Genomic DNA, 22,696 nt, shown 5'->3' on the forward strand with positions numbered 1-22,696 from the left:
GGCGCTTTTCTTTGCTGTGCCTGTCGGGAGGAAGGGAAAATCATGACGATCACGGTCATCAAGAACGCCGAAGTCGTTGTCGCCTGGGACGCGGAAGCTTCCCGGCATGTCTATCTGTACGGCGCCGATGTCGCCTTCGAGGACGGCACACTGCTTTATGTCGGGGCCCGCTACGAAGGGCAGGCCGACGAGACCGTCGACGGCAGCGGGCGCATGGTCATGCCCGGCCTCGTCAACATCCACTCGCACCCGTCGAGCGAGGCGCTGAACAAGGGTTTCCTCGACGAGCTCGGCTCGCCCGCGCTCTATAATTCCTCGCTCTACGAGTTCATGCCGATCCTGCGGCCCGACGCCGAGACGGTGCCGGATTGCGTGCAGGTCGCCTATTCCGAGCTCCTGCTCTCCGGCGTCACCACGCTCGCCGATCTCTCGGTCGCCCATCCCGACTGGATCGACCTTGCGGCCAATAGCGGCCTGCGCGTCTGCGTCTCGCCGATGTTCCGCTCGGCCCGCTGGTACACGAAGAACGGCCATGTCGTCGAATATGAATGGGACGAGAAGGCCGGTGCCGCCGCCATGGAAACCGCCTTCGACGTTATCGAGAAGGCGCAGAAGCACCCTTCAGGCCGGCTCTTCGGCATGGTCTGTCCGGCGCAGATCGACACCTGCAGCGAGGGGTTGATCAAGGACAGCCACGCCGAAGCGAAGCGCCGTAACCTGCCCTGGCAGATCCACGCGGCCCAGTCGACGGTCGAGTTCCACGAGATCACCCGCCGTCATGGCGTGACGCCGATCCAGTGGCTGGAGAAGCTCGGCGTGCTCGGCAGTACCAGCATCGTCGGCCACGGCATCTTCCTCGACGACTACCCGCGCCTCGGCTGGCACAGCCGCCGCGACCTCGCGCTGCTGGCCGAGACCGACACGATGGTCGCTCATTGCCCGACGGTGTTCATGCGCCGCGGCATCGCGCTCGACGATTTCGGGCGCTACCGCCGCGCCGGCGTTCGCATCGGCCTGGGTACCGACACCTATCCGCACAACATGCTCGAGGAGATGCGCCATGTCGGCTATGTCGCCCGGCTGATGGCGGAGAACCCGCGCACGCTCACCACCACCGACATCTTCGAGGCCGCGACCACGGCCGGCGCCGCCGCGCTCGGTCGCGACGACATCGGCCGGCTGGAGGCGGGCTGCAAGGCCGACCTCGTCATGGTCGACCTCAAGCACCCGATGATGCAGCCGCGCCGCGATCCCGTGCGCAGCATGGTCTATGCCGCCGCCGAACGTGCCGTCGACCGCGTCTATGTCGACGGCAGGCTCGTCGTGCGCGACGGCACCGTGCTGACCATGGATTATCCGGCCGCCGCGCTGCGCCTCCACGAGGGCCAGAAGCGGACGGAAGCGGCGGCGCCGGGCAATGACTGGGTCAAGCGCCCCGTGACGGACTACTCGCCGCTGACCTTCCCGGTGAAGTGAGCGGAACATCCGCCGTCATGCTCGCCCTTGTGGCGAGCATCCACGCCTTGGACACCGCACAGCATCGCTGAAGACGTGGATGGTCGGGACAAGCCCGACCATGACGCCGTGGTTGTGCGAACGGTCCGCACTCCAACGGCGCATCGCTGCATCGTGAGCCCCCTGCGTCACGCCGCCCGCTTTCGGACGGCGCGATCCGGCGATAGGTTGTGCCCATGTCGCAGGCAGACGAGACAACGCAGACGGAGGCCGGCTCTTCGAGCCGTCTGGGCCTCATGCTGATCGGCGGAGGCTTCTTCGCCCTGTTTCTCACCGGCCTGCTGCTCTGGTGGCGCGAAGGCGACCGGCTCTTCACCGACGGTCTGATCGCCGCCATCGTCGCATGCTTCTAGCGGCTTTCGCCGCCTGCCCGGGAATGTCTCCGTGAATCGCCGTATCGTACTGCCTCTCGTCGTCTTCCTGGCCGGCGCGCTCGCGCTGGCCGCAGCCGCGATTCTGACCTTCTCGCCGGGACGCCAGGGCAGCGGCACGGCAAGCGTCGGCGGCCCGTTCACCCTGACGACACAGGAGGGCAAGCCGCTCTCCGACACGGATCTGAAGGGCTCGCCCTTCCTGGTCTTCTTCGGCTTCACCCATTGCCCGGACATCTGCCCGACCAAGCTGTTCGAGATTTCCGAGGCGCTGCGGGCTGCCGGCGACGGCGACAAGGCCAAGAAGCTCAAGGCCCTGTTCATCACCGTCGATCCCGAGCGCGACACGCCGGAGGCGATGAAGAGCTATCTCGGCTCCTTCGATTCGAGGATCGTCGGGCTGAGCGGCGACCGTGCCGCCATCGATGCGGTGATCAAGACCTATCGTGCCTATGCCAAGAAGGTGCCGCTGAAGGATGGCGACTACACGATGGATCACACCGCCCTGGTCTATCTGATGGGTAAGGACGGCAGCTTCGTCGGCGCCTTCAATATCGAGCAGACTCCGGCGCAGGCCGCAGCGGAGTGGCTGCGCCACTCCTGATCGCTTCGACCGGCGCGCGTTGCCGCGCCAGCCCGTGCTCGGTCTTGTTCCAGACGAAGCGGCGATTGGCGTATTCGTAGAGCGCCATCCAGGCCGCGATCGAGACCAGCCCGTGATAGAGCGGCAATAGCGGCAGAAGCGGCAGCAGGCGGAAGGAGCCGCGGCGCAGCGCGCCGATGGCAGGCGGAACGAAGAGCGCCACGCTGCCGAATATCCAGAGCCCGAACGCGATGGTCGAGCCCAGCGTGGCGAGCGCGCCTGCCGGCTCCAATAGCGATCCGTCCCAATAGGCGATCAGGGCGGCGATGGCGAAGAAGGGATAGCCGAGCGCCGCCACCACGGTGCCGAGCGCCAGCGACAGGAAGACGAATGTCGCGCCGAAGCCGGCTTCGCGCAGCAGCCGCAGCGGCGCACGCGAATGGGTCACCATCGTCTGGAGATAGCCCTTGATCCAGCGCGAGCGCTGCTTGAGCCAGGCCCGGATGGAGAGCGGCGCCTCCTCGCGCGTCGTCGACGGCAGGTCGTCGATGCGATAGCCGGCGCGCACCAGCCTCAAGCCGAGATCGGCATCCTCGGTGACGTTCCAGGCATCCCACCCGCCGATGGCCCCCAGCACCTCCGTCCGGAAATGGTTCGACGTGCCGCCCAACATGATCGGCAGCTGGAACCGCAGCAGGCCGGGGTTCAGTACGTCGAAAAGCCCGGCATATTCGAGGGCGAAGAGACCGGTCAGCACCTTTTCCGAAGCGTGATCGATGACGAGGCGCGCCTGCAGGCAGGCGAGCTCCGGCGGCGCGCGCAGGAAACGCGCAGCGGCCATCCGAAGCTGCTGCGGATCGGGGATGTCCTCGGCGTCGAAGATCGTGAAGAGCGAGCCTCGCGCCTCCAGCAGCGCAAGATTGAGCGCGCGCGGCTTGGTGCGTGGGAGGCCGGGCGGCACGATCGCGACCGTGAAATGCGCCGGCAGTGTCATCTCCGCCAGGGCGGCCCGCATAACGGCGTCATCGGCCTCGATCAGCAGGCGGATGTCGAGCTTGGCCGGCGGATAATCGAGGGCGCAGAGCGCGTCCGTCAGTTGTCGCAGCACTGCCACTTCGCGGTACATCGGCACCGCGACCGTGTAGATCGGCAGCCTCGCATCGTCGATGCGCCAGCGGTGGCTCTGCCAGAGGTCGGGCGTCGCGCGCTCGATGGCGGTGGCCAGCCGCAGCAGGATGAGGCCGAGGAAAAGCGGCCCGAGCAGCAGGGCGAGGGCGAAGAAGGTCTCGAGCGGCGCGAGCACGCCGCCGGCGGCCGCAGCCGCGAGGCCGAGGCCCGCCGCCACCATCTGGCCGCGGCTGGCGCCGCTGCGCGCGCTGTCGCGGACGAGCCCCGCATCGTCGAGGCCGGCGACATGCCGGGCCAGTTCTGCCGCATTGGCCTCGCGCAGCGCCGTGGCAAGGCGGCTCGGCGTCGTCACGGCGATATCGTCGCGCCGCCGCGGCCCGGCTTCGATCATCCGGTGCAGCGCCGCCCCTTCCGGCGCGAGAACGAAGCGGAAGGGGGATCCGGCCGCGGTTGCCGCGAAGCCCTGGCCCAGGATGGCGCGATAGCCGCCGCCCGCCAGCAGCGCCGGTGGATCGGCCCGGAAGGGCAGGCCCAACTCGGCCGCAAGGGCTCGGTAGAAGCCGGTCTCGTCGATCAGGCCGAGCGCTATGGCTTCGCGGGCCGGATCGGTGCGGTTGCGGGCAGCACGCCGGGCGATCTCGGCCAGAGCCGAGACCGGAAACCCGTAGCGCGTCAGGAAGGCGAGTTCGACCGGCAGGCCGGCAGCCGTCTGCCCGGCCTCGACTGGATAGCCGTCGTTACCGCTGCCCCCCACCGGCCCCGGTCCCGCCCCTCGACGTGCTCCCGGCGCGGTCGCGCCAGGACATCCCATGCTTGCCGGTCCGGCCGCGGGAGTCGAGAGAGCGGATCTTGGACTTTCGGCGGGCCTTCGCCGCGCTCAGCGGCTCGCCAGGATCTCCGCGACCTGAGGGATGTCCTTGTCGCCGCGCCCCGAGAGATTGACCACCATCAGGTGATCCTTCGGCTTCTGCGGGGCGAGCTCGGCGACGCGGGCGAGCGCGTGTGCCGATTCCAGCGCCGGGATGATGCCCTCCAGCCTGGAGATCAGCTGGAACGCCTCCAGCGCCTCCTCGTCGGTGGCGGAGAGGTACTTCACCCGGCCGACATCGTGCAGCCAGGAATGCTCCGGCCCGATGCCGGGATAGTCGAGCCCGGCCGAGATCGAATGCGCGTCCTTGATCTGCCCGTCATCGTCCATCAGCAGGAAGGTGCGGTTCCCGTGCAGCACGCCGGGGCGCCCGCCGGTCAGCGAGGCCGCGTGCAGCCCGCTCGGGATGCCATGGCCGGCCGCCTCGACGCCGTAGATCTCGACGCTTGCGTCGTCGAGGAAGGGGTGGAACAGCCCCATCGCGTTCGAGCCGCCGCCGATGCAGGCGACCAGCGAATCCGGCAGGCGGCCTTCGGCCTCCTGCATCTGCTCGCGCGTCTCCTTGCCGATGATCGACTGGAAGTCGCGCACCATCGCCGGATAGGGATGCGGGCCGGCGACCGTGCCGATGCAGTAGAAGGTCGTCGCGACATTGGTCACCCAGTCGCGCAGCGCCTCGTTCATCGCGTCCTTGAGCGTCTTGGTGCCGGATTCGACCGGGACGACCTTGGCGCCGAGCATCTGCATGCGGAACACGTTCGGCGCCTGACGGGCGACGTCGACCGCACCCATATAGACGATGCATTCCAGCCCGTAGCGGGCGCAGAGCGTCGCGGTGGCGACGCCGTGCTGGCCGGCGCCGGTCTCGGCGATGATGCGCTTCTTGCCCATGCGCCGCGCCAGCAGGATCTGGCCGAGCACGTTGTTCACCTTGTGGGAGCCGGTGTGGTTCAGCTCCTCGCGCTTCAGGTAGACCTTCGCCCCGCCGAAATGCTCGGTCAGGCGCTCGGCGAAATAGAGCGGCGAGGGCCGGCCGACATAATGCTTCAAGCCGTCGGTCATCTCGGCGTGATAGGCCGGGTCGGCCTTGGCCTCGTTATAGGCCTGCTCCAGCTCGAGGATCAGCGGCATCAGCGTCTCGGCGACGAAGCGGCCGCCGAACAGGCCGAAGCGGCCGTTCTCGTCCGGGCCGTTGCGGTAGCTGTTCGGGTTCGAGGGGGCGTTCATGCCGTCTAGCCTTCCTGCACTGTCGCGGCGGCCTTGCGCGCCGCCGCGATGAATTCCGCGATCCGGGCCGGGTCCTTGACCCCTGGCGCGCTTTCGACGCCCGAGGAGACGTCGACGCTCGCCGGCCGGGCGATGCGGATCGCATCCGCGACATTGGCCGGATTGAGCCCGCCCGATAGCATGAAGCGCAGGCTGGGGTCGAGGTCGGCGAGCAGCGTCCAGTCGAAGGGGCGGCCATGGCCGCCGGGATAGGCGGCATCCTTCGGCGGCTTGGCGTCGAGCAGCAGGCGGTCGGCCGCGTCGCGATAGGCCGCGACGGCCTCGAGGTCTTCGGCCGTGGCGATGCCGAGCGCCTTCATCACCGGAACGCCGACGGCACGGCGCAGCGCGGCGGTCTCATCGGGCGTCTCGCGGCCATGGAGCTGCAGCCAGTCCGGCTTCAGCGCCGCGACGAGTTCGGCTGCCTGCCGCTCGTTCCAATCGACGATCAGCGCGACGATCTCGGTCTTGCCGCGGGCGATGGCCGCGAGTTCCGCGGCGCGCTCCAGGGTCACGAAGCGCGGGCTTTTCGGATGGAAGTTGAGCCCGATCATGTCGGCGCCGGCATCGAGCGCGGCGTGCAGGGTCTCCGGCGTGGAAAGGCCGCAGATCTTGACCGGGATTGGCGAATTCATCGACATGGCGGCGCCTTTAGCACGGTCCGTTCGCCGGCGCATGCCGTACTTGCGACATGATCGCGAAGGAAGCCATTGTGAGACGGGCGAAGAAGGGGTTGCGGCATTGGTCCGGCTGGGCATGGGCAGGCGCGGTCTGGCGGTTCTGGCGGCGCTGCTCGCCGTCTCCGGCCTCGCCGCGGCGGTGTTGTATTACGTCAGCCAGCCGCACACCCTGCGCCTCGCCGTCGGCCCCCTCGGCTCGGAGGATGCGCGCATGGCGGCCGCCTTCGTCCAGGGCCTCAATCGCGACAAGGCCGCCATTCGCCTGCGGCTCGTGCTGACGGAGGGCTCCGAGGATAGCGCGCGCAAGATCGATGCCGGCCTGGCCGACCTCGCCATGCTGAGGCCCGACATCGCCATGCCGTCGACCGCCGACACGGTGCTGATCACCCGCCGGACCTATCCCTTCTTCATCACTGCCAAGGAAACGGCGATCGGTCGCATCGCCGATCTGCGCGGCCGTAAGATCGGCGTGGTGCGCGATCCGGCCGGCAACATCGCCCTTTTGAAGCGTGTCCTGGCGCAATACGAGGTCCGGCCCGAAGAGGTCGAGATCGTCGGCCTGTCGCGGGATGAACTGGTTTCGGCCGCCAGGGAAAGGCGCATCGACGTCTTCTTCTCGATCAACGCCGTCGGGTCCCACACCAACAATGACGGTCTGCGCCGGCTGCGGTCGGCCTGGGGCGAGGATCCCGTGCTGATCCCGATCCGTGAGGCCGATGCGCTGTCGGTGCATTACCGGGCGATCGAATCCGGCGAGATCGTGCGCGGCGCGCTCGGCGGCGATCCGCCCCGGCCGGCGGAGAGCCTGCAGACCATCTCGATCACCTCCCGCCTCGTGGCCGCGCAGGCGCTCGACGACAATCTCGTCGGCGAGCTGACCAAGGACATCCTCGGCCTGCGGCTGACGCTGGCCACCGAGCTGCCGGCCGTGCAGGCCCTGGAGACCCCTTCGACCGACAAGGATGCGCCGCTGCCGGTCCATTCCGGCGCCGCCGCCTATATAGACGGCGAGCAGGAGACCTTCTTCGATCGCTATGGCGACTGGTTCTACATCAGCGCGATGGCGCTCTCGGCGCTGGGCACTGGCGGCGCGACCCTGCTCGGCCGCGAGAACGCCAACCGGCGCCGGCGCGCCATGTCCGGCCTCGATCAGCTGCTTGCCCTGCTTGCGATCATCCGCTCCTGCGAGGACGAGGCGGAGCTGGCGAGGCTGGGCCGCGAGGCCGACCAGATCCTGACCCGCGTGCTCGCGGACTACGCCAGGGGCGACCTCGACACCGCCGCGCTCGCGGCCTATCGCCTGGCCATCGATCAGGTCGGCCGGGCGGTCGCCGAGCGCCAGCGCACGCTGGCAGAGGATTGAGCCTCTTCATCTTTTACGGGCCTGTGCGGTTGCCGAAACGCCCTCCAGCGTTTATGTGCAGCGCACCGAATTCCAGATTCACGTGAAACAGGCTGCGCCGGCGGGGCTTCGAACCTGGCCGGCTCGTGGCCTTGAAAGCAAGGCCCAGACCCGCATGTCCATGCGCAACATCGCCATCATCGCGCACGTCGACCATGGCAAGACGACCCTCGTCGACAAGCTGCTGCAGCAATCCGGCGCCTTCCGCGAGAACCAGCGCGTCGCCGAGCGCGTGATGGATTCGAACGACATCGAGAAGGAGCGCGGCATCACCATCCTGGCCAAGGCGACCTCCGTCGTCTGGAAGGATACGCGCATCAACATCGTCGACACCCCCGGCCACGCCGATTTCGGTGGCGAGGTCGAGCGCATCCTGAACATGGTCGACTCGGCGATCGTGCTGGTCGACGCGGCCGAAGGCCCGATGCCGCAGACCAAGTTCGTGGTCTCGAAGGCGCTGAAGCTCGGCCTTCGTCCGATCGTGGCGATCAACAAGGTCGACAAGCCCGACGCCCGCACCCAGGAAGTCATCAACGAGGTCTTCGACCTCTTCGCCGCGCTCGACGCCACCGACGAGCAGCTCGACTTCCCGATCCTCTACGGCTCGGGCAAGCAGGGCTGGATGGCGCCCTCGCCGGAAGGCCCGCAGGACCAGGGCCTGGCCCCGATGTACGACCTCATCCTCAAGCATGTGCCGGCGCCGAAGGTCGAAGAGGGGCCGTTCCGCATGATCGGCACGCTGCTCGAGGCCAACCCCTATCTCGGCCGCATCATTACCGGCCGCGTCACCTCCGGCGTCGCCAAGCCGAACCAGACGATCAAGGTGCTCTCGGGCGACGGCTCGACCGTCGAGACCGGCCGCATCTCCAAGATCCTCGCCTTCCGCGGCATCGAGCGCCAGCCGATCGAGGAAGCCGTCGCGGGCGACATCGTCTCGATCGCCGGCCTGGTGAAGGGCACTGTCGCCGACACCTTCTGCGATCCGGCCGTCAGCGAGCCGATCGAGGCCCAGCCGATCGACCCGCCGACCGTCTCGATGACCTTCACGGTCAACGATTCCCCGCTCGCCGGCACCGAGGGCGACAAGGTCACGAGCCGCATGATCCGCGACCGCCTGTTCAAGGAAGCCGAGGGCAATGTCGCGCTCAAGGTCGAGGAATCCTCGGACAAGGACTCGTTCGTCGTTTCGGGCCGCGGCGAGCTTCAGCTCGCGATCCTGATCGAGACGATGCGCCGCGAGGGTTTCGAGCTCGGCGTCTCGCGTCCGCGCGTCGTGCTGCAGCGCGACGCCAACGGCCAGCTCCTGGAGCCGATCGAGGAAGTCCTGATCGACGTCGACGAGGAGCACTCGGGCGTCGTCGTGCAGAAGATGAGCGAGCGCAAGGCCGACATGCTGGAGATGCGGCCGTCCGGCGGCAATCGCCTGCGCCTGGTCTTCCACGCCCCGACCCGTGGCCTGATCGGCTACCAGGGTGAGCTGCTGACCGACACCCGCGGCACCGCGATCATGAACCGCGTCTTCCACGAGTACATGCCCTACAAGGGCGAGATCGCCGGCCGCCGCAACGGCGTGCTGATCGCGATGGAGACCGGCGAGGCCGTCGCCTACGCGCTGTGGAACCTCGAGGATCGCGGCCCGATGATGATCGAGCCCGGTTGGAAGGTCTATCAGGGCATGATCGTCGGCGAGCACACCCGCGAGAACGACCTCGAGGTGAACGTGCTCAAGGGCAAGAAGCTCACCAACATCCGCACGACCTCGAAGGACGAGGCGGTCCGCCTGACGCCGCCGATCCGGATGACGCTCGAGCGTTCGCTGGCCTGGATCGACGACGACGAGCTCGTCGAGGTGACGCCGAAGTCGATCCGCCTGCGCAAGGCGATCCTCGATCCGAACGATCGCAAGCGCGCGCAGAAGCAGAAGGCCGAAGTGGCCTGAGGAACAGGGCCGCCAGATCTGGCGGCCCTTTTCGTTTCGGCCCGGCTCAGCGGCTCATCAGCAGCGGCAGCGGCGTCGCCTTCAGCAGCGACTGCGTGACGCCGCCGAGCAGCCACTCGCGCAGCCGCGAATGCTTGTAGGCGCCGCAGACGATCAGGTCGGCCCGGAAATCGGCCGCCGCCTGGCGGATCGTCTCGGCCACGTCGTTGCCACCGGACACGGCGACGTTGCGCACGGTCACGGAAGCGCCGTGCCGCGACAGATGCGGCGCCAGCTCCGCCCCCGCGACGAGGCGCGACAGGTCCTTCTCGCCGGTGACGGAGAGGATCTCGACCTCCGCGCCCTTCAGGAAGGGCCGCGTTTCAGCCACCGTCCGCGCCGCGCCGGCGCTGCCGTCCCAGGCGATCAGGAGGCGTCCGGCGGCGAAGGTCTCGCAGCCCGGAGGCACGATGATCACCGGCCGTCCGCTGTCGAACAGGGCGGCTTCGATCAGGCCGCGGTCGCGCTCGGCGGCGTCCTTCTCCAGATCGAGCACGCTGAGGTCGTGGACGCGGGCATGGCTGACGAGCCGCTCGCCGAGCTCCGCATAGACCAGCTGCGGCGTCTCGATCGTGCTGGTCACGCCGGCAAGGCCGGCGCTCGTCCGCGCGAGCTCGGCGAAGCGTTCCGCCAGCGCGCCGATGCGGCGGTTCTCGGCATGGACGAAGGCGACACCGAAATCCCCGACGAGCGAGGCGGGGATGGCGTAACGCATCGCCGCGGCCTGGATCGTCAGATGCGCGCTGGCGTGCTGTGCGAGCGAGAGGGCGTAGCCGAGCGCGGATTCGCGTTCGCCCTGGCCTTCCTCGGTATAGGCGGTGAAGATGCTCTTGATCGACGGGGCCATCGAGATCTCCGGTTGTTGCGCAATGTCCGGGACACGTTTGCCGGATCATTCTGCGCGCGCCTTGCGCTGGGTCAAATGTGATCCCCGCGGCCGATGGCTCCGCCCTGCGCCCGGTGCAGTGCGCGGATGACGGATGCCGCGCTTGTCGGCCGGTTTCGGCTCTGATCCTGTGTGCGGCTTCCGGAGGAGGAACACAGCCATGCAATTCCGCAATCTCGGCCGCTCTGGCCTGCGCGTCTCGCTCGTCGGCCTAGGCTGCAACAATTTCGGCGGCCGCATCGATCTGGAGGCGACGCGCAAGGTCGTCGATGCCGCGATCGAGCACGGCATCACGCTGTTCGACACCGCCGACATCTATGGCGAGCGCGGCGGCTCCGAGACGGCGCTAGGCGAAGTGCTGGGCGCGCGGCGCAAGCAGATCGTGCTGGCGACCAAGTTCGGCATGGATATGGATGCCGAGGGCGTGAAGAAGGGCGGCTCGCGTCGCTACATCATGAACGCGGTCGAGGATTCGCTGCGTCGGCTCAAGACCGACTGGATCGATCTCTACCAGCTCCACCGGCCGGACCCGCTGACCCCGATCGAGGAGACGTTGCGCGCCCTCGACGACCTGGTCCGCCAGGGCAAGGTCCGCTATGTCGGCTGCTCCAACGTCGTCGCCTGGCAGGTCGCCGATGCGCAATGGACGGCGCGCGACCTCGGCATCCCCGGCTTCGCCTCGGCACAGGATGAATACAGCCTGCTCAAGCGCGGCGCCGAGAAGGACCTGATCCCGGCGATCGCCCATTACGGCATGGGGCTGCTGCCCTATTTCCCGCTCGCCAACGGCGCGCTGACCGGGAAGTACAAGCGCGGCGCGGCGATGCCGGAAGGCGCGCGCCTGACCAAGCTGCCGGAGCGCGCCGGCCAGATCTTCAGCGAGGACAACTGGCGCCGGATCGAGGGGCTGACCGCCTTTGCCGAGCAGCGGGGCCACAGCCTGGTCGAGCTCGCCTTCTCCTGGCTCGCGGCACAGCCCGTGGTGTCGAGCGTCATCGCCGGCGCGACCAGGCCCGAGCAGGTCGCCGCCAACGTCAAGGCGGCCGACTGGGCACTGAGCGCCGAAGACCTCGCCGAGATCGACAAGATCACCGCGTAGGGATCACAGGAAGGTCGCGATCTCCTCCAGCGGTTTCTTGCCGATGGCGGGGACGAGGCAATCCTCCTTCGGGTAGCCGACGACGAGCAGGATCAGCGCCTTCTCGTTGTCGGGCCGCCCGCAGATCTGGTTGAGGAAGTTCATCGGCGCCGGTGTATGCGTCAGCGTCGCCAGCCCGGCGTCGTGCAGTGCCGCGATCAGGAAGCCGGTGGCGATGCCGACCGATTCCGGCACGTAATAGTGCTTCACCTTGTTGCCCTGCGCGTCAAAACCCCAGCGCTGGGCGAAGATCGCGATCAGCCACGGCGCGGTCTCGAGGAAGGGCTTCTTGTCGTCCGTGCCGAGATGGGCGAGCGCGTCGAGCCATTCCTCGCCGGCGCGGCCGGCATAGAAGGCGCGCTCCTCCTCCTCGGCGCCCTCGCGGATCAGCTTCTTGCGCTCGGGATCGGAGATGCAGACGAAGGTCCAGGGCTGCTGGTTGGCGCCGGAAGGGGCCGTGCCGGCGACCCGCACCGCCGCCTCGATCAGCTCGCGCGGCACCGGCCGGTCGGCATAGTCGCGCACGGTGCGGCGCTTGCGCATGCGGGCGAGGAATGCCTCGGCACGGGGCAGCATCTCGGCTTCGGGAACGCCCTCGAAGACGAGAGGCATGGTGACATAGGGACTCACGGCGTTCGCTCCTGACGTGTTTTGGTCAGCTTGCTGCGAATTGCAGGTCCGGCGCAATGGACCGGTTGCGTCGGCCCGCTTATGGTCCGCGCCATGAGCGATAAAGCCACGACCGCCCCCGCCCTGAAGCCCGGCGACCATCTCTTCCTGGTCGACGGCTCGAACTTCATCTTCCGGGCCTATTTCCAGTCGATCAACCAGGACCGGAAATACAATGCCCGCTCCGACGGCCTGCCCTCCGGCGCGGTCAGGCTCTTCGCGACGAAACTCTTCCAGTTCGTGCGCGAGGGCGTGCTCGGCGTCAGGCCGACCCATCTCGCCATCGTCTTCGACAAGTCCGAGAACTCGTTCCGCAAGGCGATCTACCCGGCCTACAAGGGCAACCGCTCCGACCCGCCGGCCGACCTCATTCCCCAGTTCCCGCTGATGCGCGAGGCGGTGCGCGCCTTCGGTCTGATTCCGGTCGAGCAGGATGTCTATGAGGCCGACGACCTGATCGCGACCTATGCGAAGCAGGCGCGCGAGGCCGGCGCCGAGGTGCTGATCGTCTCCGCCGACAAGGACCTGATGCAGCTCGTGCGGCCGGGCGTCGCCATGTACGACCCCGCTTCGGGCGACCAGAAGAAGGGTGCGGGCTTCCGCGCCGAGCGCCGCATCGGCGAGCCGGAAGTCGTCGAATATTTCGGCGTCACCCCGGACAAGGTCACCGATGTCCAGGCGCTGGCGGGCGATGCCACCGACAACGTGCCGGGCGCGCCCGGCATCGGCATCAAGACCGCCGCCCAGCTGATCGGCGAGTATGGCGACCTCGAAACCCTGCTGGCGCGCGCCGGCGAGATCAAGCAGCCGAAGCGCCGGGAGACGCTGACCAATCCCGAGGTGGTCGAGAAGGTCCGCATCTCGCACAAGCTCGTCAGCCTGGTCGACGACGTGAAGGTCGAGACACCGCTGGAGAATCTGACGCTGGAGCAGCCCGATCCGGCGAAGCTCATCGCCTTCCTCAAGGCGATGGAGTTCACCACCATCACCAAGCGCGTCGCCGAGGCCTATGAGGCCGATGTCGGGGCGGTCGATGCCGATCCGGCGCTGGCGCCGGGCGGCTCGCGCGCGGCCGAGCTCAAGGCGCTTTATGCTGGCGCCGACGCGATCGAGGACGCCGTCTCGGCCACCACCCCGGCCGCGCCCTCGCCGGCGGCGACCCTGGCGGAGGCGACCGGCGGCGAGGCGGGCTGGATGAAGCCGGCCGATCTCGCGGCGTCCCGCAAGAACGAGGCGATCGCCGGCAAGATCGACCGCTCGACATACGAATGCGTGCGTACGCTCGCCGATCTCGAACGCTGGATCGGCTGGGCCTACGAGGCCGGCCATGTCGCTCTCGATACCGAGACGAACTCGCTCGACGCGATGCAGGCCGATCTCGTCGGCATCTCGCTCGCGGTCGCGCCCGGCCGCGCCTGCTACATCCCGCTCCAGCATCGCGCCGGCGATGGCGGCCTCTTCGACGAAGGCTTGCTGCCCGAGCAAATCCCGGTCGCGCAGGCCGTCGCGGCGCTGAAGCCGCTGCTCGCCGATGCCGGCGTGCTCAAGATCGGCCAGAACCTGAAATACGATCTGCTGGTCCTGGGGCGCCACGGCCTCGCCGTGTCGCCGATCGAGGACACGATGCTGATCTCCTACGCGCTCGATGCCGGCATCAACAGCCACGGCATGGACAAGCTCTCGGAGCTGCATCTCGGCCACGAGACGATCCCCTATGCGCAGGTCGCCGGCAGCGGAAAGTCGGCGGTCACCTTCGACAAGGTGCCGCTCGAGAAGGCGACCGACTATGCCGCCGAGGACGCCGACGTCACGCTCCGCCTCTGGCTCGCGCTGAAGCCCCGGCTCGCGGCCGAGAAGAAGACGGCGGTCTACGAGGTGCTGGAACGGCCGATGGTCGCGGTGCTTGCCGATATGGAGAAGCGCGGCATCGCCATCGACCGGCAGATCCTGTCGCGTCTCTCCGGCGATTTCGCGCAAGGCCTGGCACGGCTGGAGGACGAGATCTACGAGCTCGCCGGCGAGAAATTCACCATCGGGAGCCCCAAGCAGCTCGGCGACATCCTGTTCGGCAAGATGGGGCTGGAAGGCGCCAAGAAGACCGCGACGGGCCAATGGGCGACGGGCGCGGGCGTGCTGGAGGACCTCGCCGAGCAAGGCCACGCCCTGCCTTCGAAAATTCTCGACTGGCGCCAGCTCGCCAAGCTCAAATCGACCTATACGGATTCGCTGCCGGGCTATGTGAACCCGCAGACCAACCGCGTGCACACCTCCTACGCGCTGGCGGCGACGACCACGGGGCGGCTCTCCTCCTCCGAGCCGAACCTGCAGAACATCCCGATCCGCACCGAGGCCGGGCGCAAGATCAGGACGGCCTTCGTGCCGGAGAAGGGCTTCAAGCTGGTTTCCGCCGACTACAGCCAGATCGAGCTGCGCATCCTCGCCCATATCGCCGAGATCCCGCAGCTCAGGCAGGCCTTCGCCGACGGGGTCGACATCCATGCCATGACCGCCTCGGAGATGTTCGGCGTGCCGGTCCAGGGCATGCCGAGCGAGGTGCGCCGGCGCGCCAAGGCGATCAATTTCGGCATCATCTACGGCATCTCGGCCTTCGGCCTCGCCAACCAGCTCGGCATCGGCCGCGAGGAGGCGAGCGCCTATATCCGCAAATATTTCGAGCGCTTCCCCGGCATCCGCGACTATATGGACCAGACCAAGACCCATGTCCGCGCCCATGGCCAGGTCACCACGATCTTCGGCCGGATCTGCCATTTTCCGGCGGTGGCCTCGAAGAACCCGTCCGAACGCGCCTTCGTCGAGCGCCAGGCGATCAACGCGCCGATCCAGGGCTCGGCCGCCGACATCATCCGCCGTGCCATGGTGCGGATGGATGCGGCGCTCGCCGCCGAGCGCCTCAATGCCCGCATGCTCCTGCAGGTCCATGACGAGCTCGTCTTTGAGGTGCCGGAGGCGGAGGTCGAGAAGACCCTGCCGGTGATCGAGAAGGTGATGGTCGAGGCGCCGCATCCGGCCGTGCAGCTCAGGGTGCCGCTCGCGGTCGAGGCCCGCGCCGCCGGCAACTGGGACGAGGCGCACTGAGGCGCGGCGGCCGGAACCCGGCCGATCGTCCGGCGTTGCTGTCTCGGACGCGCCAAGGGGTGCGCGGGTCGGGGGGACGCGGGTCGCGCGTCGGACGCAGGACATGCTCAGCTCATCCGCCTGGAGGCCGTTTCCGCGCTACATGGCCGAACCGGAGCCGGTGGAGGAGACCGAAGAGGTCACGCAATACGAGCACGACCTCATCCTCCGCTACGCCATCGTCGGCATCTTCGTCATCCTGTTCACCGCGACGCTGTATCTCACCAAGGTCATCGCCGTTCCGGTGACGGCCGGCGTGATTTTCGGCCTCGTGCTCGGCCCGCTGGTCGACTGGCTGGTGCGCCATGGTGTGCCGCAGCATCTGGCCGCGGCGACGGTGACCCTGCTCTTCCTCGGCGTCCTGATGGGCGCGCTCGCGATCCTGGCGGTGCCGGTCGCCGGCTGGGCCGACCAGGCCCCGGCGATGATGGCGGGGCTGCAGGCCAAGCTCGCCCGGCTCTTCGCCTTCATGGACGAATTCAAGCGCAGCATCGCCTCGATCACGGGCAAGGGGGGCGAGCTCAGCGTCTCGCAGGGCAACCCGCTCTTCGACATCGCCATGACCTCGTCGACGGCAGCGGGCGGCATGCTGATCTTCGTCGCCACCGTCTATTTCTGGCTGGCCACCCGCCGCCATCTGAAGGCGCGCGTGCTCCGGTTCTGCCTGCGCGACGCGCGCCGCTCGGCCGGCTCCTTCTTCGAGGAGATCGAGGCCAGGGTGGCGCGCTATTTCGCGCTGGTGACGGTGATCAATCTCGGCATGGGGCTGTTGACCATGGCGATCGCCTGGCTCGCGGGGCTACCCTTCCCGGTCTTCTGGGGCGCGCTCGCATTCCTGCTCAACTACCTGGCCTTCATCGGCCCGATCATCGTCGCCGTCCTGCTGTTCGCGGGCGCGCTGCTCGATGCGCCCTCGCTGCTCGCCGCGCTCTGGCCGGCGACGGCCTACTACATCCTGCATCTCTTCGAGGGCAACGCGGTGACGCCGGTCTTCGTCGGCAACCGGCTGACGATCTCGCCCTTCCTCGTCTTCATCGCCTTCATCTTCTGGCTCTGGCTCTGGGGGCCGGTGGGAGCGGTGCTCTCGACGCCGATCGTCATCGTCTTCATGGTCGCCCAGGAGGAATTCGCGCGCTATCGCCGCGAGAAGGCGAAGGCCGCAGCCGAGGAAACGGCCGCGGCGGAGCCGGCTTGAACCCGGCGATATCGGAACAGAAGCGGGCCCGGCGCGTTGCAAACCGCGCGGGGGCCTTGCGGGGAAGGCGTCATCCCGCCACCATCCCATTCTCGTCAGCGACAGGAACAGATCGTCATGGCAACCACGACATCCGCGAAACGTCAGGCGGCCGCCGCCGCCAAGCGAGCCAAGGCCGAGGTCGAGGCCGGTGCCGAGGATGTCGCGGCGCAGGCGCGTCAGGCCGGCGCGCGCGCCAAGCGCCAGGCGAGCGCCCTGGAGGACACGCTGACGCGCAGCGCCGAGGACATCGCCGCTACGGTCAGCGAAAGGCTGCGCGCGGTCGGCGTCGACACCGACCGCATGGTCGGCGTCGCCAAGGAGCAGGCGACCGAGCTGCAGCAGCTGATCGAGGACGAGATTCGTGAGCGGCCGCTGCGCGCCCTCGGGCTCGCGGCTGCCGTCGGCCTGTTCGTCGGTTACCTGTCGGCACGCTAGCCATGTTCGGGGGGCTCGGATCCTTCATCGCTTCGGAGATTTCCGGAGCGGTGAAGCGCAACGTCACCGTCTACGGCCTGTTCGGCTTCGCCGCGCTGCTCCTGCTCTGTGCCGGGGGCTACGCGCTCAACGCGCTGCATACCGTGCTGGAGCTGCGCTACGGCGCGGTCGCGGCGAGCCTCTGGATCGCCGGCGGCCTGTTCGTGACGGCGCTTTTCGCCTTTGGGCTTGCGCTCATCGTCAAGGGCCGGCGCCGGCCGCCGCGGCCCGCCGCGACGGCGGCTCTCGCCGCCGCGCCGCTTGCGGCGAAGCTGATCGGATCGCGCCTGAGCTGGCGCATGGCGGTCGCCGGCGGCATCGTGGTGCTGGGTGCGATCCTCGGCCGGCAGATCGTCGCCGGGGGCGAGAGCGACGACGAGGAAGCGTGACCCGCCGATGGGGGCAGACGGTGGACGCAGCCTGTCTTTTTACATAGGGATGTCGGCATGCACCCGTTAACAAGGCCGGCATGTCCGTTCAGGTGAGGCCCCGTAGCCGCATCCCCTTTCCGGCGCTTCCGACACTCGGAACCCGGCTGCGCTCGGCCACGACGACGATCATCGCGATCGGCGTCGTCGCGGTGGCGGTCCTGCTTGCCGCCTGGATCAACCGGCAGGCACGGCAGACGGCCGACCGGGTTTCCCACGCCATCGAGATCCGCGAGCGGGCCGAACGCTTCCTCGGCCGGCTGCGCGATGCCGAGACCGGCCAGCGGGGCTACCTTCTGACCGGCCAGGCGGAGCATCTCGATCCCTTCACCGAAGGCCGCGCGGCGGCGGGGCCCGAGCTCGATATCCTGGCGGCCCTTGTCGATACCGACCCGGCCCAGAAAGAGCGGGTGATGAAGCTGCGCGCCGACATGCGCGCCAAGTTCGAAGAACTCGACCGGACGATCGCCCTCGAGCGCGCCGGCCGGCGCGACGAGGCGCTTGCGCTCGTCCGCGACGAAAAGGGCATCGCCGCCATGGACCGTCTGCGCGAGACCGTGCAGCAGATCCAGCAGAACGAGAACATCCGGCTGATGTCGCTCTACCGCCGGGAAGAGCGTCGCCGCCTCTGGGGCAGCACCGGCATCGTTGTCGCGCTCGCCGGGCTCGCCTTCGCCGCCTGGCAGCAGCTGCGTCGCCGCCAGCGCCGCAGCGCCGCGCTGGCGGTCACCAATGCCGAGCTGGAGCAGATCGTCGGCGAGCGGACACGCCAGCTCGAGAGCGAACGCCTGCGTATCGAGGCGTTGCTGCGCGACGTCAATCATCGCGTCGGCAACAATCTCGCCATGGTCTCGGCCCTGCTCAACGTCCAGAGCCGGCAGGCGCGCGAGCCGGCGGTCAAGGCCGCGCTGGCGCAGGCGCAGTCGCGCATCCAGGCGATCGCGGCTGGCCAGCGCCGCCTGCGTCTCGACATCGAGACCGACGAGATCGATGCGCGCCCCTATATGGAGGATCTTCTGGCCGAGATCGGCAAGGCCGCCGAGGGGCGCCCGATCCGGATCGAGCTCGACATGGAAGCGATCCGCCTGCCGGGGCGCGACGCGGTCTCCTTCGTCGTCATCGTCAACGAGCTCGTGACCAATGCCATCAAGCATGCCTTTCCGGACGGCCTCGCCGGCAACATCACGATCCGCTTGACGCGGGACGAGGCCGAGAAGGAGACGGTCCTTGTCATGACCATCGAAGATGACGGCGTCGGCATGCCGCCCGAGGCGCGCAATGAAGGCCTGGGGCAGACCGTGATCGCGAGCCTGTTGCGGAGCATGCGGGCCAAGATGTCGACAGGACCGCTGCACGAGGGGCAGGTCCGGCCCGGCACCCGCGTGACCGTCATCTTTCCGAAGCGGGAGATTCCCGAGGCCGAAGCCGCGGATTGAGCTGCCGCCGGGCTCAGATCGCCTTGAGCCTGGGCTAGCCGCCGATGGCCTTGAGCACGAAGGCCGCGACCTCGCGCGTCGAGAACGGCTTGCGCAGGAAGCGGGCCGATTGCAGCGGCGCCGGCACCTCCTGCGGCGCCGACCCCGAAACGAAGGCGAAGGGCGTGCCGGCCTTCTGCAGGGCGCTGGCGACGGAAAAGGTCTTGCCGTCGACGACATCGATGTCGAGCAAGGCGCAGGAAAGCTTCCTCGTCGCGGCCCGCTTGGCTTCCGCCACGGATCCGACCACGATCAGCTCGGCCTCGTCGCCAAGCTGCTCTGCCACCGCGGATTCGATATCCATGGCGATGAATGGGTCGTCTTCGACGATGAGAACGCGGATATCAGCCATCGACCGGCTTTCTCACTCACTGCAATTCTGACACGCCATCCCAACGTGACAGAATTGGCGATGTTCCTGTTCCTGCCCCTAGCAGAGCACGAAAGCATCGGATTTGAGTCGATTTTGCCGGATCAAGGTTAGCAAAAAGTAATCTTGCGCGAGCTGCTGCGGGTCAACGGCGCCGCCCCGGTGGAATGAGCGTCAGCTCGAGACTGGTCACGCCGACCGCCGCGTTCACGCCGCGATTGCCCTGGAGCGGCAGCGGCCTCAACGTCACTTCATTGTCGGGGCCTCCGATCAGGGCATTGCTGCCGGCGGTTGCCTCGGTCTTGTAGCTGCCGTTGAGGGCTCCGAGCGATGCGCGCGCATAGGGCCCGTAGACCCGCCACACCAGGGCCGCGCTGCGGATCGCGCCGAGATCGACGCCGAAGCCGCGAACAATGCCGGTATAGTGCTGGGGCGGGCCGCGGCGTGGCCTGAAGCGGCACTCGGTCGGCTTCTGCGATTTGGTGATCGCGGCGAGTCCGCTGCCGACCGTGCAGGAGAGACGACCTGCCGGCGGCGTGCCGCTCTGGGCCGAGGCGACGCCGGGCAGGCCGAACAGACCGGCGAGGACGGTGGCGGCGACGCAGGGTCGGGAGCGCCGAATGCTCATATCATGTGCTCCTGGGGTAGTGGCCGGACGGAACGCCTCAAGAAGCCCACAGTTCCGTCGTAGGGGAACCATAGGAAGCTCGTTGCGTTGTCGCTTCATCTTGGCATGGGAATGTCGATGTCCGTGAGTCGTGTCCGCGAGCAAATCCCCACAAAAAGCGCGGCACTGCCGGCGCCCTCATCGGCTTTGCCGCCGTTCTGGGAACTCGAGGATCTGATCGCATCCGGGCTCGACTGCGAGGCGGCGCTCGCCGTGATGGCGGCGCGGCGCATCGAGCTGCGCCTCGTCGGCGCCGGCGAGACCGCCGAAATCGAGCCGACCCATCTCTCCTGGCGTTGCGACCTTCCGATCTGACGTTCGTCACTGGCAGAAGCGCGAGGCCTGCGAGCGCCGCTGCTGGATGTCGACATGCAGGTGGTTGGCATGGGCTGCGTCGGAGCCCGGGCCGAGGACGGTCATGAACGCGCCGCAGGCCGATTGGCGCACCGCCTCGAGGAAACGGCTCTGGACGAGGCCGGCAGGTTTTTCGACCGATACCGGGTTCGGCGCGCCGTCTTGCTTGAGCGTGAAGGCGAAGATGTCGAGGGCCTTGCCCGTGGCGTGCTCGCTCACCGGCCCGGCCGAGGCGCGGTTGCGCCGCCGACATTCCTGTCCGCCGCCGACCCGCAGATTCATCAAATCCTTGCCGAAATAGCCGCGCGCCAGCGGCTGGACGCTCCGGTCGAGCCAGTCCGCCAGCGACGCCGCCATGGCGCAGGCCAGCAGCGGCGGCGGTTCGAAGGCGACGGCGATGCTGCCATCGGCGCCGCGCAGCGCCAGAGCCGCGACGCGCACGGGCTCCTCCACCCGGCAGGCCGGATCGGTTTGCGCAGCTTCCGCCACCGCGGAGCTGATCCTGTTGCCGGGAATCGCGGCGAGCTTCGCCAGGCAGGTGGCTTCCGTCGGAGCCGGGGTGCTCGGCCCCGCCTGGACGGGCGAGGGCGCTGCGGGCGGGGAGCCGGCGGCGGGCTTGTCGGGAGGTGGCACGAGCCCGGCGGGCCGCGCCGGCGGCAACCGCTCGGACAGGCGCGTGGCTGGGGCGTCCTTCGCTCCCGCCGTGGAGCAGGCTGGCGCAAGCCAGAGCCCCGCGAGCGCGAGCGCTGCCGCCGTTCGGGCGCAAAGGGAGAACCGGCGCCGGCTCAGGAGTCGAGAGCCGAGGCGCTGGCGATGGTGAGGCCGGTGAAGCCAGCCAGGGCCAGGGAGAGCACCTCCCCGCTCATCGCCCCCGGCTGGACGAAGCCCGAAAACAGGGCCGTCGCAATCGAAGCCGCCGCGATCGCTGCCGACAAGCAGGTCATCGCCATGGTCCACGCCCTCCCGCACTGGAAACGAAACCGACATCCTCACGCGAACGCGCGATGCTCCGGCTTGTTCCTGCGGTCAGGGCAAAAAAAGAGCCCGCGTATGTGCGGGCTCGGGGGCACGGGCAAGGCTGTTCAGGCAGCCTTGCGGCCGGCGCGGCGGTCGAAGAACAGCGCCTGGCTGATCGCGGCCTTTACCGCTTCCGGCTGGAACGGCTTGGTGATCAGGAAGGCGGGCTCCGGCCGATCGCCCGTGAGCAGGCGCTCGGGATAGGCGGTGATGAAGATGACCGGGACGTCGATCGAGGTGAGGATCTCGTTCACGGCATCGAGGCCGGAGCTACCGTCGGCGAGCTGGATGTCGGCGAGAACCAGGCCGGGGCGCTTCTTGCCGACGAGGGCGATGGCTTCCCGCTGGGTGCGGGCGACGCCGGTGACGCTGTGGCCGAGCTCCTCGACCATCGTCTCGATGTCGAGCGCGATGATCGGCTCGTCCTCGATGATCAGCACGTCGGTCGCGACCTGCTCGGCGATTTCCTGCCCGGCGGTCTGCACCAGGGCGGCGGCCTCGGCGGTCGTCTCGCCCATGATGGTGGCAACCTCCTCGATCGAGAAGCCCTCGACGGTGCGCAGCAGGAAGGCCTGCCGCGGCCGCGGCGTCAACGCCTCGAGATTGCGCTCTGCCGGCGCGCGAGAGAGCTCGACCACGGGCGCAGCCGCGTCGAGGCTGGCCGAGGACCAGAGCTTGAGGAAGGTCTGATAGAGACCGATGCGCGGATCGATGTCGCGCGGGAAATCCGAAGGATCGGCGACCAGGGCCTCCAGCATGGCCACGACGTAAGCATCACCGCTTGATTGTGTTCCGCTCAGCGCCCGCGCGAACCGGCGCAGATAGGGAAGGTGAGGCGCAATTTCCTTGGCAATCGACATGAACGCATCCCTTTTATCGTGCCGGAATAATGGCTTACGATACGCAAACGACAAGAGATTTATTTTTTGCCGGACATGGAACCTTTCGGAATTGGTTCGGTTTATAGAGCGCATTGGTGTCGCCATTGCCGCTTGGCGGTGGTTGCTCCGGGTTGATGGAAAGTAAGGCGGGACCCGCTGGAAAAGCTGGCCCGT

Annotated in this window: 22 protein-coding genes; 12 read left to right on the plus strand and 10 right to left on the minus strand. The window is 68.2% G+C overall.

All coding sequences use genetic code 11. The features are described 5' to 3' along the window. Positions 1-42 precede the first annotated feature (42 nt). From B5Y19_RS19785 to B5Y19_RS19790, 3 genes are all read left to right on the plus strand, one after another. Positions 43-1,476 carry an amidohydrolase family protein gene (locus B5Y19_RS19785; RefSeq protein WP_055728379.1) on the plus strand — a complete coding sequence of 478 codons (1,434 nt, stop codon included), beginning with the start codon at positions 43-45 and terminating at the stop codon, positions 1,474-1,476. Positions 1,477-1,691: 215 nt separating this feature from the next. Beyond that, positions 1,692-1,868 carry a hypothetical protein gene (locus B5Y19_RS26180; RefSeq protein ID WP_156367053.1) on the plus strand — a complete coding sequence of 59 codons (177 nt, stop codon included), beginning with the start codon at positions 1,692-1,694 and terminating at the stop codon, positions 1,866-1,868. 31 nt (positions 1,869-1,899) lie between these two features. After that, complete coding sequence (locus tag B5Y19_RS19790; RefSeq protein WP_244555650.1) at positions 1,900-2,490, plus strand: SCO family protein; 591 nt, start codon at positions 1,900-1,902, stop codon at positions 2,488-2,490. Here B5Y19_RS19790 and B5Y19_RS19795 read toward each other — a convergent pair. The 3 genes from B5Y19_RS19795 to B5Y19_RS19805 all read right to left on the minus strand — a co-directional run bounded on the left by B5Y19_RS19795 (position 2,435) and on the right by B5Y19_RS19805 (position 6,366). Further along, the gene (locus tag B5Y19_RS19795) at positions 2,435-4,351 is read right to left on the minus strand and encodes a glycosyltransferase family 2 protein (RefSeq protein WP_055728381.1); all 1,917 of its coding nucleotides are present in this window, start codon (positions 4,349-4,351) and stop codon (positions 2,435-2,437) included. The two genes, B5Y19_RS19790 and B5Y19_RS19795, sit on opposite strands and share 56 nt — an antisense overlap. Before the next feature lie 123 nt (positions 4,352-4,474). After that, the gene (gene trpB / locus B5Y19_RS19800) at positions 4,475-5,692 is read right to left on the minus strand and encodes a tryptophan synthase subunit beta (protein WP_055728382.1); all 1,218 of its coding nucleotides are present in this window, start codon (positions 5,690-5,692) and stop codon (positions 4,475-4,477) included. Between the two features lie 5 nt (positions 5,693-5,697). Further along, positions 5,698-6,366 (minus strand): phosphoribosylanthranilate isomerase, encoded by a 669-nt coding sequence (locus B5Y19_RS19805; RefSeq protein ID WP_055728414.1) that lies wholly within the window; start codon positions 6,364-6,366, stop codon positions 5,698-5,700. A gap of 121 nt (positions 6,367-6,487) precedes the next feature. Here B5Y19_RS19805 and B5Y19_RS19810 point away from each other — a divergent pair, with 121 nt between their 5' ends. Then, entirely contained in the window at positions 6,488-7,774 is a 1,287-nt protein-coding gene (locus tag B5Y19_RS19810) for a TAXI family TRAP transporter solute-binding subunit (RefSeq protein ID WP_176168664.1), read from the plus strand. A gap of 154 nt (positions 7,775-7,928) precedes the next feature. Further along, positions 7,929-9,752, plus strand: a complete 1,824-nt coding sequence (gene typA, locus B5Y19_RS19815) for a translational GTPase TypA (RefSeq protein WP_055728384.1) — start codon at positions 7,929-7,931, stop codon at positions 9,750-9,752. A 46-nt stretch (positions 9,753-9,798) separates the two neighbouring features. On the opposite strand, the gene B5Y19_RS19820 is transcribed toward typA, so the two are convergent. Then, positions 9,799-10,638: a universal stress protein gene (locus B5Y19_RS19820; RefSeq protein WP_055728385.1), complete on the minus strand. Its 840-nt coding sequence runs from the start codon at positions 10,636-10,638 to the stop codon at positions 9,799-9,801. A 199-nt stretch (positions 10,639-10,837) separates the two neighbouring features. On the opposite strand from B5Y19_RS19820, the gene B5Y19_RS19825 reads away from it, so the two are divergent. Further along, the gene (locus B5Y19_RS19825) at positions 10,838-11,776 is read left to right on the plus strand and encodes an aldo/keto reductase (protein WP_079591974.1); all 939 of its coding nucleotides are present in this window, start codon (positions 10,838-10,840) and stop codon (positions 11,774-11,776) included. Positions 11,777-11,779: 3 nt separating this feature from the next. On the opposite strand, the gene B5Y19_RS19830 is transcribed toward B5Y19_RS19825, so the two are convergent. After that, positions 11,780-12,445, minus strand: coding sequence for a nitroreductase family protein (locus B5Y19_RS19830; protein WP_342060164.1), 666 nt, complete (start codon positions 12,443-12,445; stop codon positions 11,780-11,782). 93 nt (positions 12,446-12,538) lie between these two features. On the opposite strand from B5Y19_RS19830, the gene polA reads away from it, so the two are divergent. From polA to B5Y19_RS19855, 5 genes are all read left to right on the plus strand, one after another. Then, on the plus strand, positions 12,539-15,580 hold the full coding sequence (polA, locus tag B5Y19_RS19835) for a DNA polymerase I (RefSeq protein ID WP_055728415.1): 3,042 nt from the start codon (positions 12,539-12,541) through the stop codon (positions 15,578-15,580). A gap of 103 nt (positions 15,581-15,683) precedes the next feature. Further along, on the plus strand, positions 15,684-16,814 hold the full coding sequence (locus B5Y19_RS19840) for an AI-2E family transporter (RefSeq protein ID WP_079591975.1): 1,131 nt from the start codon (positions 15,684-15,686) through the stop codon (positions 16,812-16,814). 117 nt (positions 16,815-16,931) lie between these two features. Beyond that, on the plus strand, positions 16,932-17,291 hold the full coding sequence (locus B5Y19_RS19845) for a DUF883 C-terminal domain-containing protein (protein WP_055728389.1): 360 nt from the start codon (positions 16,932-16,934) through the stop codon (positions 17,289-17,291). Between the two features lie 2 nt (positions 17,292-17,293). Next, positions 17,294-17,719 carry a hypothetical protein gene (locus B5Y19_RS19850; RefSeq protein ID WP_055728390.1) on the plus strand — a complete coding sequence of 142 codons (426 nt, stop codon included), beginning with the start codon at positions 17,294-17,296 and terminating at the stop codon, positions 17,717-17,719. 80 nt (positions 17,720-17,799) lie between these two features. Further along, complete coding sequence (locus tag B5Y19_RS19855; protein WP_055728391.1) at positions 17,800-19,194, plus strand: sensor histidine kinase; 1,395 nt, start codon at positions 17,800-17,802, stop codon at positions 19,192-19,194. A 34-nt stretch (positions 19,195-19,228) separates the two neighbouring features. Here B5Y19_RS19855 and B5Y19_RS19860 read toward each other — a convergent pair whose 3' ends face one another. Together B5Y19_RS19860 and B5Y19_RS19865 are read right to left on the minus strand one after the other, a co-directional pair. Next, positions 19,229-19,585 carry a response regulator gene (locus B5Y19_RS19860; RefSeq protein WP_055728392.1) on the minus strand — a complete coding sequence of 119 codons (357 nt, stop codon included), beginning with the start codon at positions 19,583-19,585 and terminating at the stop codon, positions 19,229-19,231. Positions 19,586-19,748: 163 nt separating this feature from the next. Further along, positions 19,749-20,231 (minus strand): DUF992 domain-containing protein, encoded by a 483-nt coding sequence (locus tag B5Y19_RS19865; protein WP_055728393.1) that lies wholly within the window; start codon positions 20,229-20,231, stop codon positions 19,749-19,751. Between the two features lie 117 nt (positions 20,232-20,348). Here B5Y19_RS19865 and B5Y19_RS25835 point away from each other — a divergent pair, with 117 nt between their 5' ends. Next, on the plus strand, positions 20,349-20,585 hold the full coding sequence (locus B5Y19_RS25835; RefSeq protein ID WP_139384475.1) for a hypothetical protein: 237 nt from the start codon (positions 20,349-20,351) through the stop codon (positions 20,583-20,585). Positions 20,586-20,591: 6 nt separating this feature from the next. Here the strand turns inward: B5Y19_RS25835 and B5Y19_RS19870 are convergent, their stop codons facing one another. From B5Y19_RS19870 to B5Y19_RS19875, 3 genes are all read right to left on the minus strand, one after another. Then, positions 20,592-21,257: an extensin-like domain-containing protein gene (locus B5Y19_RS19870; RefSeq protein WP_176168666.1), complete on the minus strand. Its 666-nt coding sequence runs from the start codon at positions 21,255-21,257 to the stop codon at positions 20,592-20,594. Positions 21,258-21,409: 152 nt separating this feature from the next. After that, positions 21,410-21,574: a hypothetical protein gene (locus tag B5Y19_RS26185; RefSeq protein ID WP_176168667.1), complete on the minus strand. Its 165-nt coding sequence runs from the start codon at positions 21,572-21,574 to the stop codon at positions 21,410-21,412. Positions 21,575-21,706: 132 nt separating this feature from the next. Continuing rightward, positions 21,707-22,501 (minus strand): response regulator, encoded by a 795-nt coding sequence (locus tag B5Y19_RS19875; protein WP_055728395.1) that lies wholly within the window; start codon positions 22,499-22,501, stop codon positions 21,707-21,709. Positions 22,502-22,696 lie beyond the last annotated feature (195 nt).

It is taken from the genome of Allobosea thiooxidans, from assembly GCF_900168195.1.
In the GTDB taxonomy this organism is placed as follows: Bacteria; Pseudomonadota; Alphaproteobacteria; order Rhizobiales; family Beijerinckiaceae; genus Allobosea; species Allobosea thiooxidans.

Coding starts and splice junctions, on each gene's coding strand:
- B5Y19_RS19810 (WP_176168664.1), top strand. CDS start 6,488: ATGGGCAGGCGCGGTCTGGCGGTTCTGGCGGCGCTGCTCGCCGTCTCC.
- B5Y19_RS19860 (WP_055728392.1), bottom strand. CDS start 19,585: ATGGCTGATATCCGCGTTCTCATCGTCGAAGACGACCCATTCATCGCC.
- B5Y19_RS19865 (WP_055728393.1), bottom strand. CDS start 20,231: ATGAGCATTCGGCGCTCCCGACCCTGCGTCGCCGCCACCGTCCTCGCC.
- trpB (WP_055728382.1), bottom strand. CDS start 5,692: ATGAACGCCCCCTCGAACCCGAACAGCTACCGCAACGGCCCGGACGAG.
- B5Y19_RS19785 (WP_055728379.1), top strand. CDS start 43: ATGACGATCACGGTCATCAAGAACGCCGAAGTCGTTGTCGCCTGGGAC.
- B5Y19_RS19820 (WP_055728385.1), bottom strand. CDS start 10,638: ATGGCCCCGTCGATCAAGAGCATCTTCACCGCCTATACCGAGGAAGGC.
- B5Y19_RS19875 (WP_055728395.1), bottom strand. CDS start 22,501: ATGTCGATTGCCAAGGAAATTGCGCCTCACCTTCCCTATCTGCGCCGG.
- B5Y19_RS26185 (WP_176168667.1), bottom strand. CDS start 21,574: ATGGCGATGACCTGCTTGTCGGCAGCGATCGCGGCGGCTTCGATTGCG.
- B5Y19_RS19850 (WP_055728390.1), top strand. CDS start 17,294: ATGTTCGGGGGGCTCGGATCCTTCATCGCTTCGGAGATTTCCGGAGCG.
- B5Y19_RS19845 (WP_055728389.1), top strand. CDS start 16,932: ATGGCAACCACGACATCCGCGAAACGTCAGGCGGCCGCCGCCGCCAAG.
- polA (WP_055728415.1), top strand. CDS start 12,539: ATGAGCGATAAAGCCACGACCGCCCCCGCCCTGAAGCCCGGCGACCAT.
- typA (WP_055728384.1), top strand. CDS start 7,929: ATGTCCATGCGCAACATCGCCATCATCGCGCACGTCGACCATGGCAAG.
- B5Y19_RS19840 (WP_079591975.1), top strand. CDS start 15,684: ATGCTCAGCTCATCCGCCTGGAGGCCGTTTCCGCGCTACATGGCCGAA.
- B5Y19_RS19805 (WP_055728414.1), bottom strand. CDS start 6,366: ATGAATTCGCCAATCCCGGTCAAGATCTGCGGCCTTTCCACGCCGGAG.
- B5Y19_RS19825 (WP_079591974.1), top strand. CDS start 10,838: ATGCAATTCCGCAATCTCGGCCGCTCTGGCCTGCGCGTCTCGCTCGTC.
- B5Y19_RS26180 (WP_156367053.1), top strand. CDS start 1,692: ATGTCGCAGGCAGACGAGACAACGCAGACGGAGGCCGGCTCTTCGAGC.
- B5Y19_RS25835 (WP_139384475.1), top strand. CDS start 20,349: ATGTCCGTGAGTCGTGTCCGCGAGCAAATCCCCACAAAAAGCGCGGCA.
- B5Y19_RS19855 (WP_055728391.1), top strand. CDS start 17,800: ATGTCCGTTCAGGTGAGGCCCCGTAGCCGCATCCCCTTTCCGGCGCTT.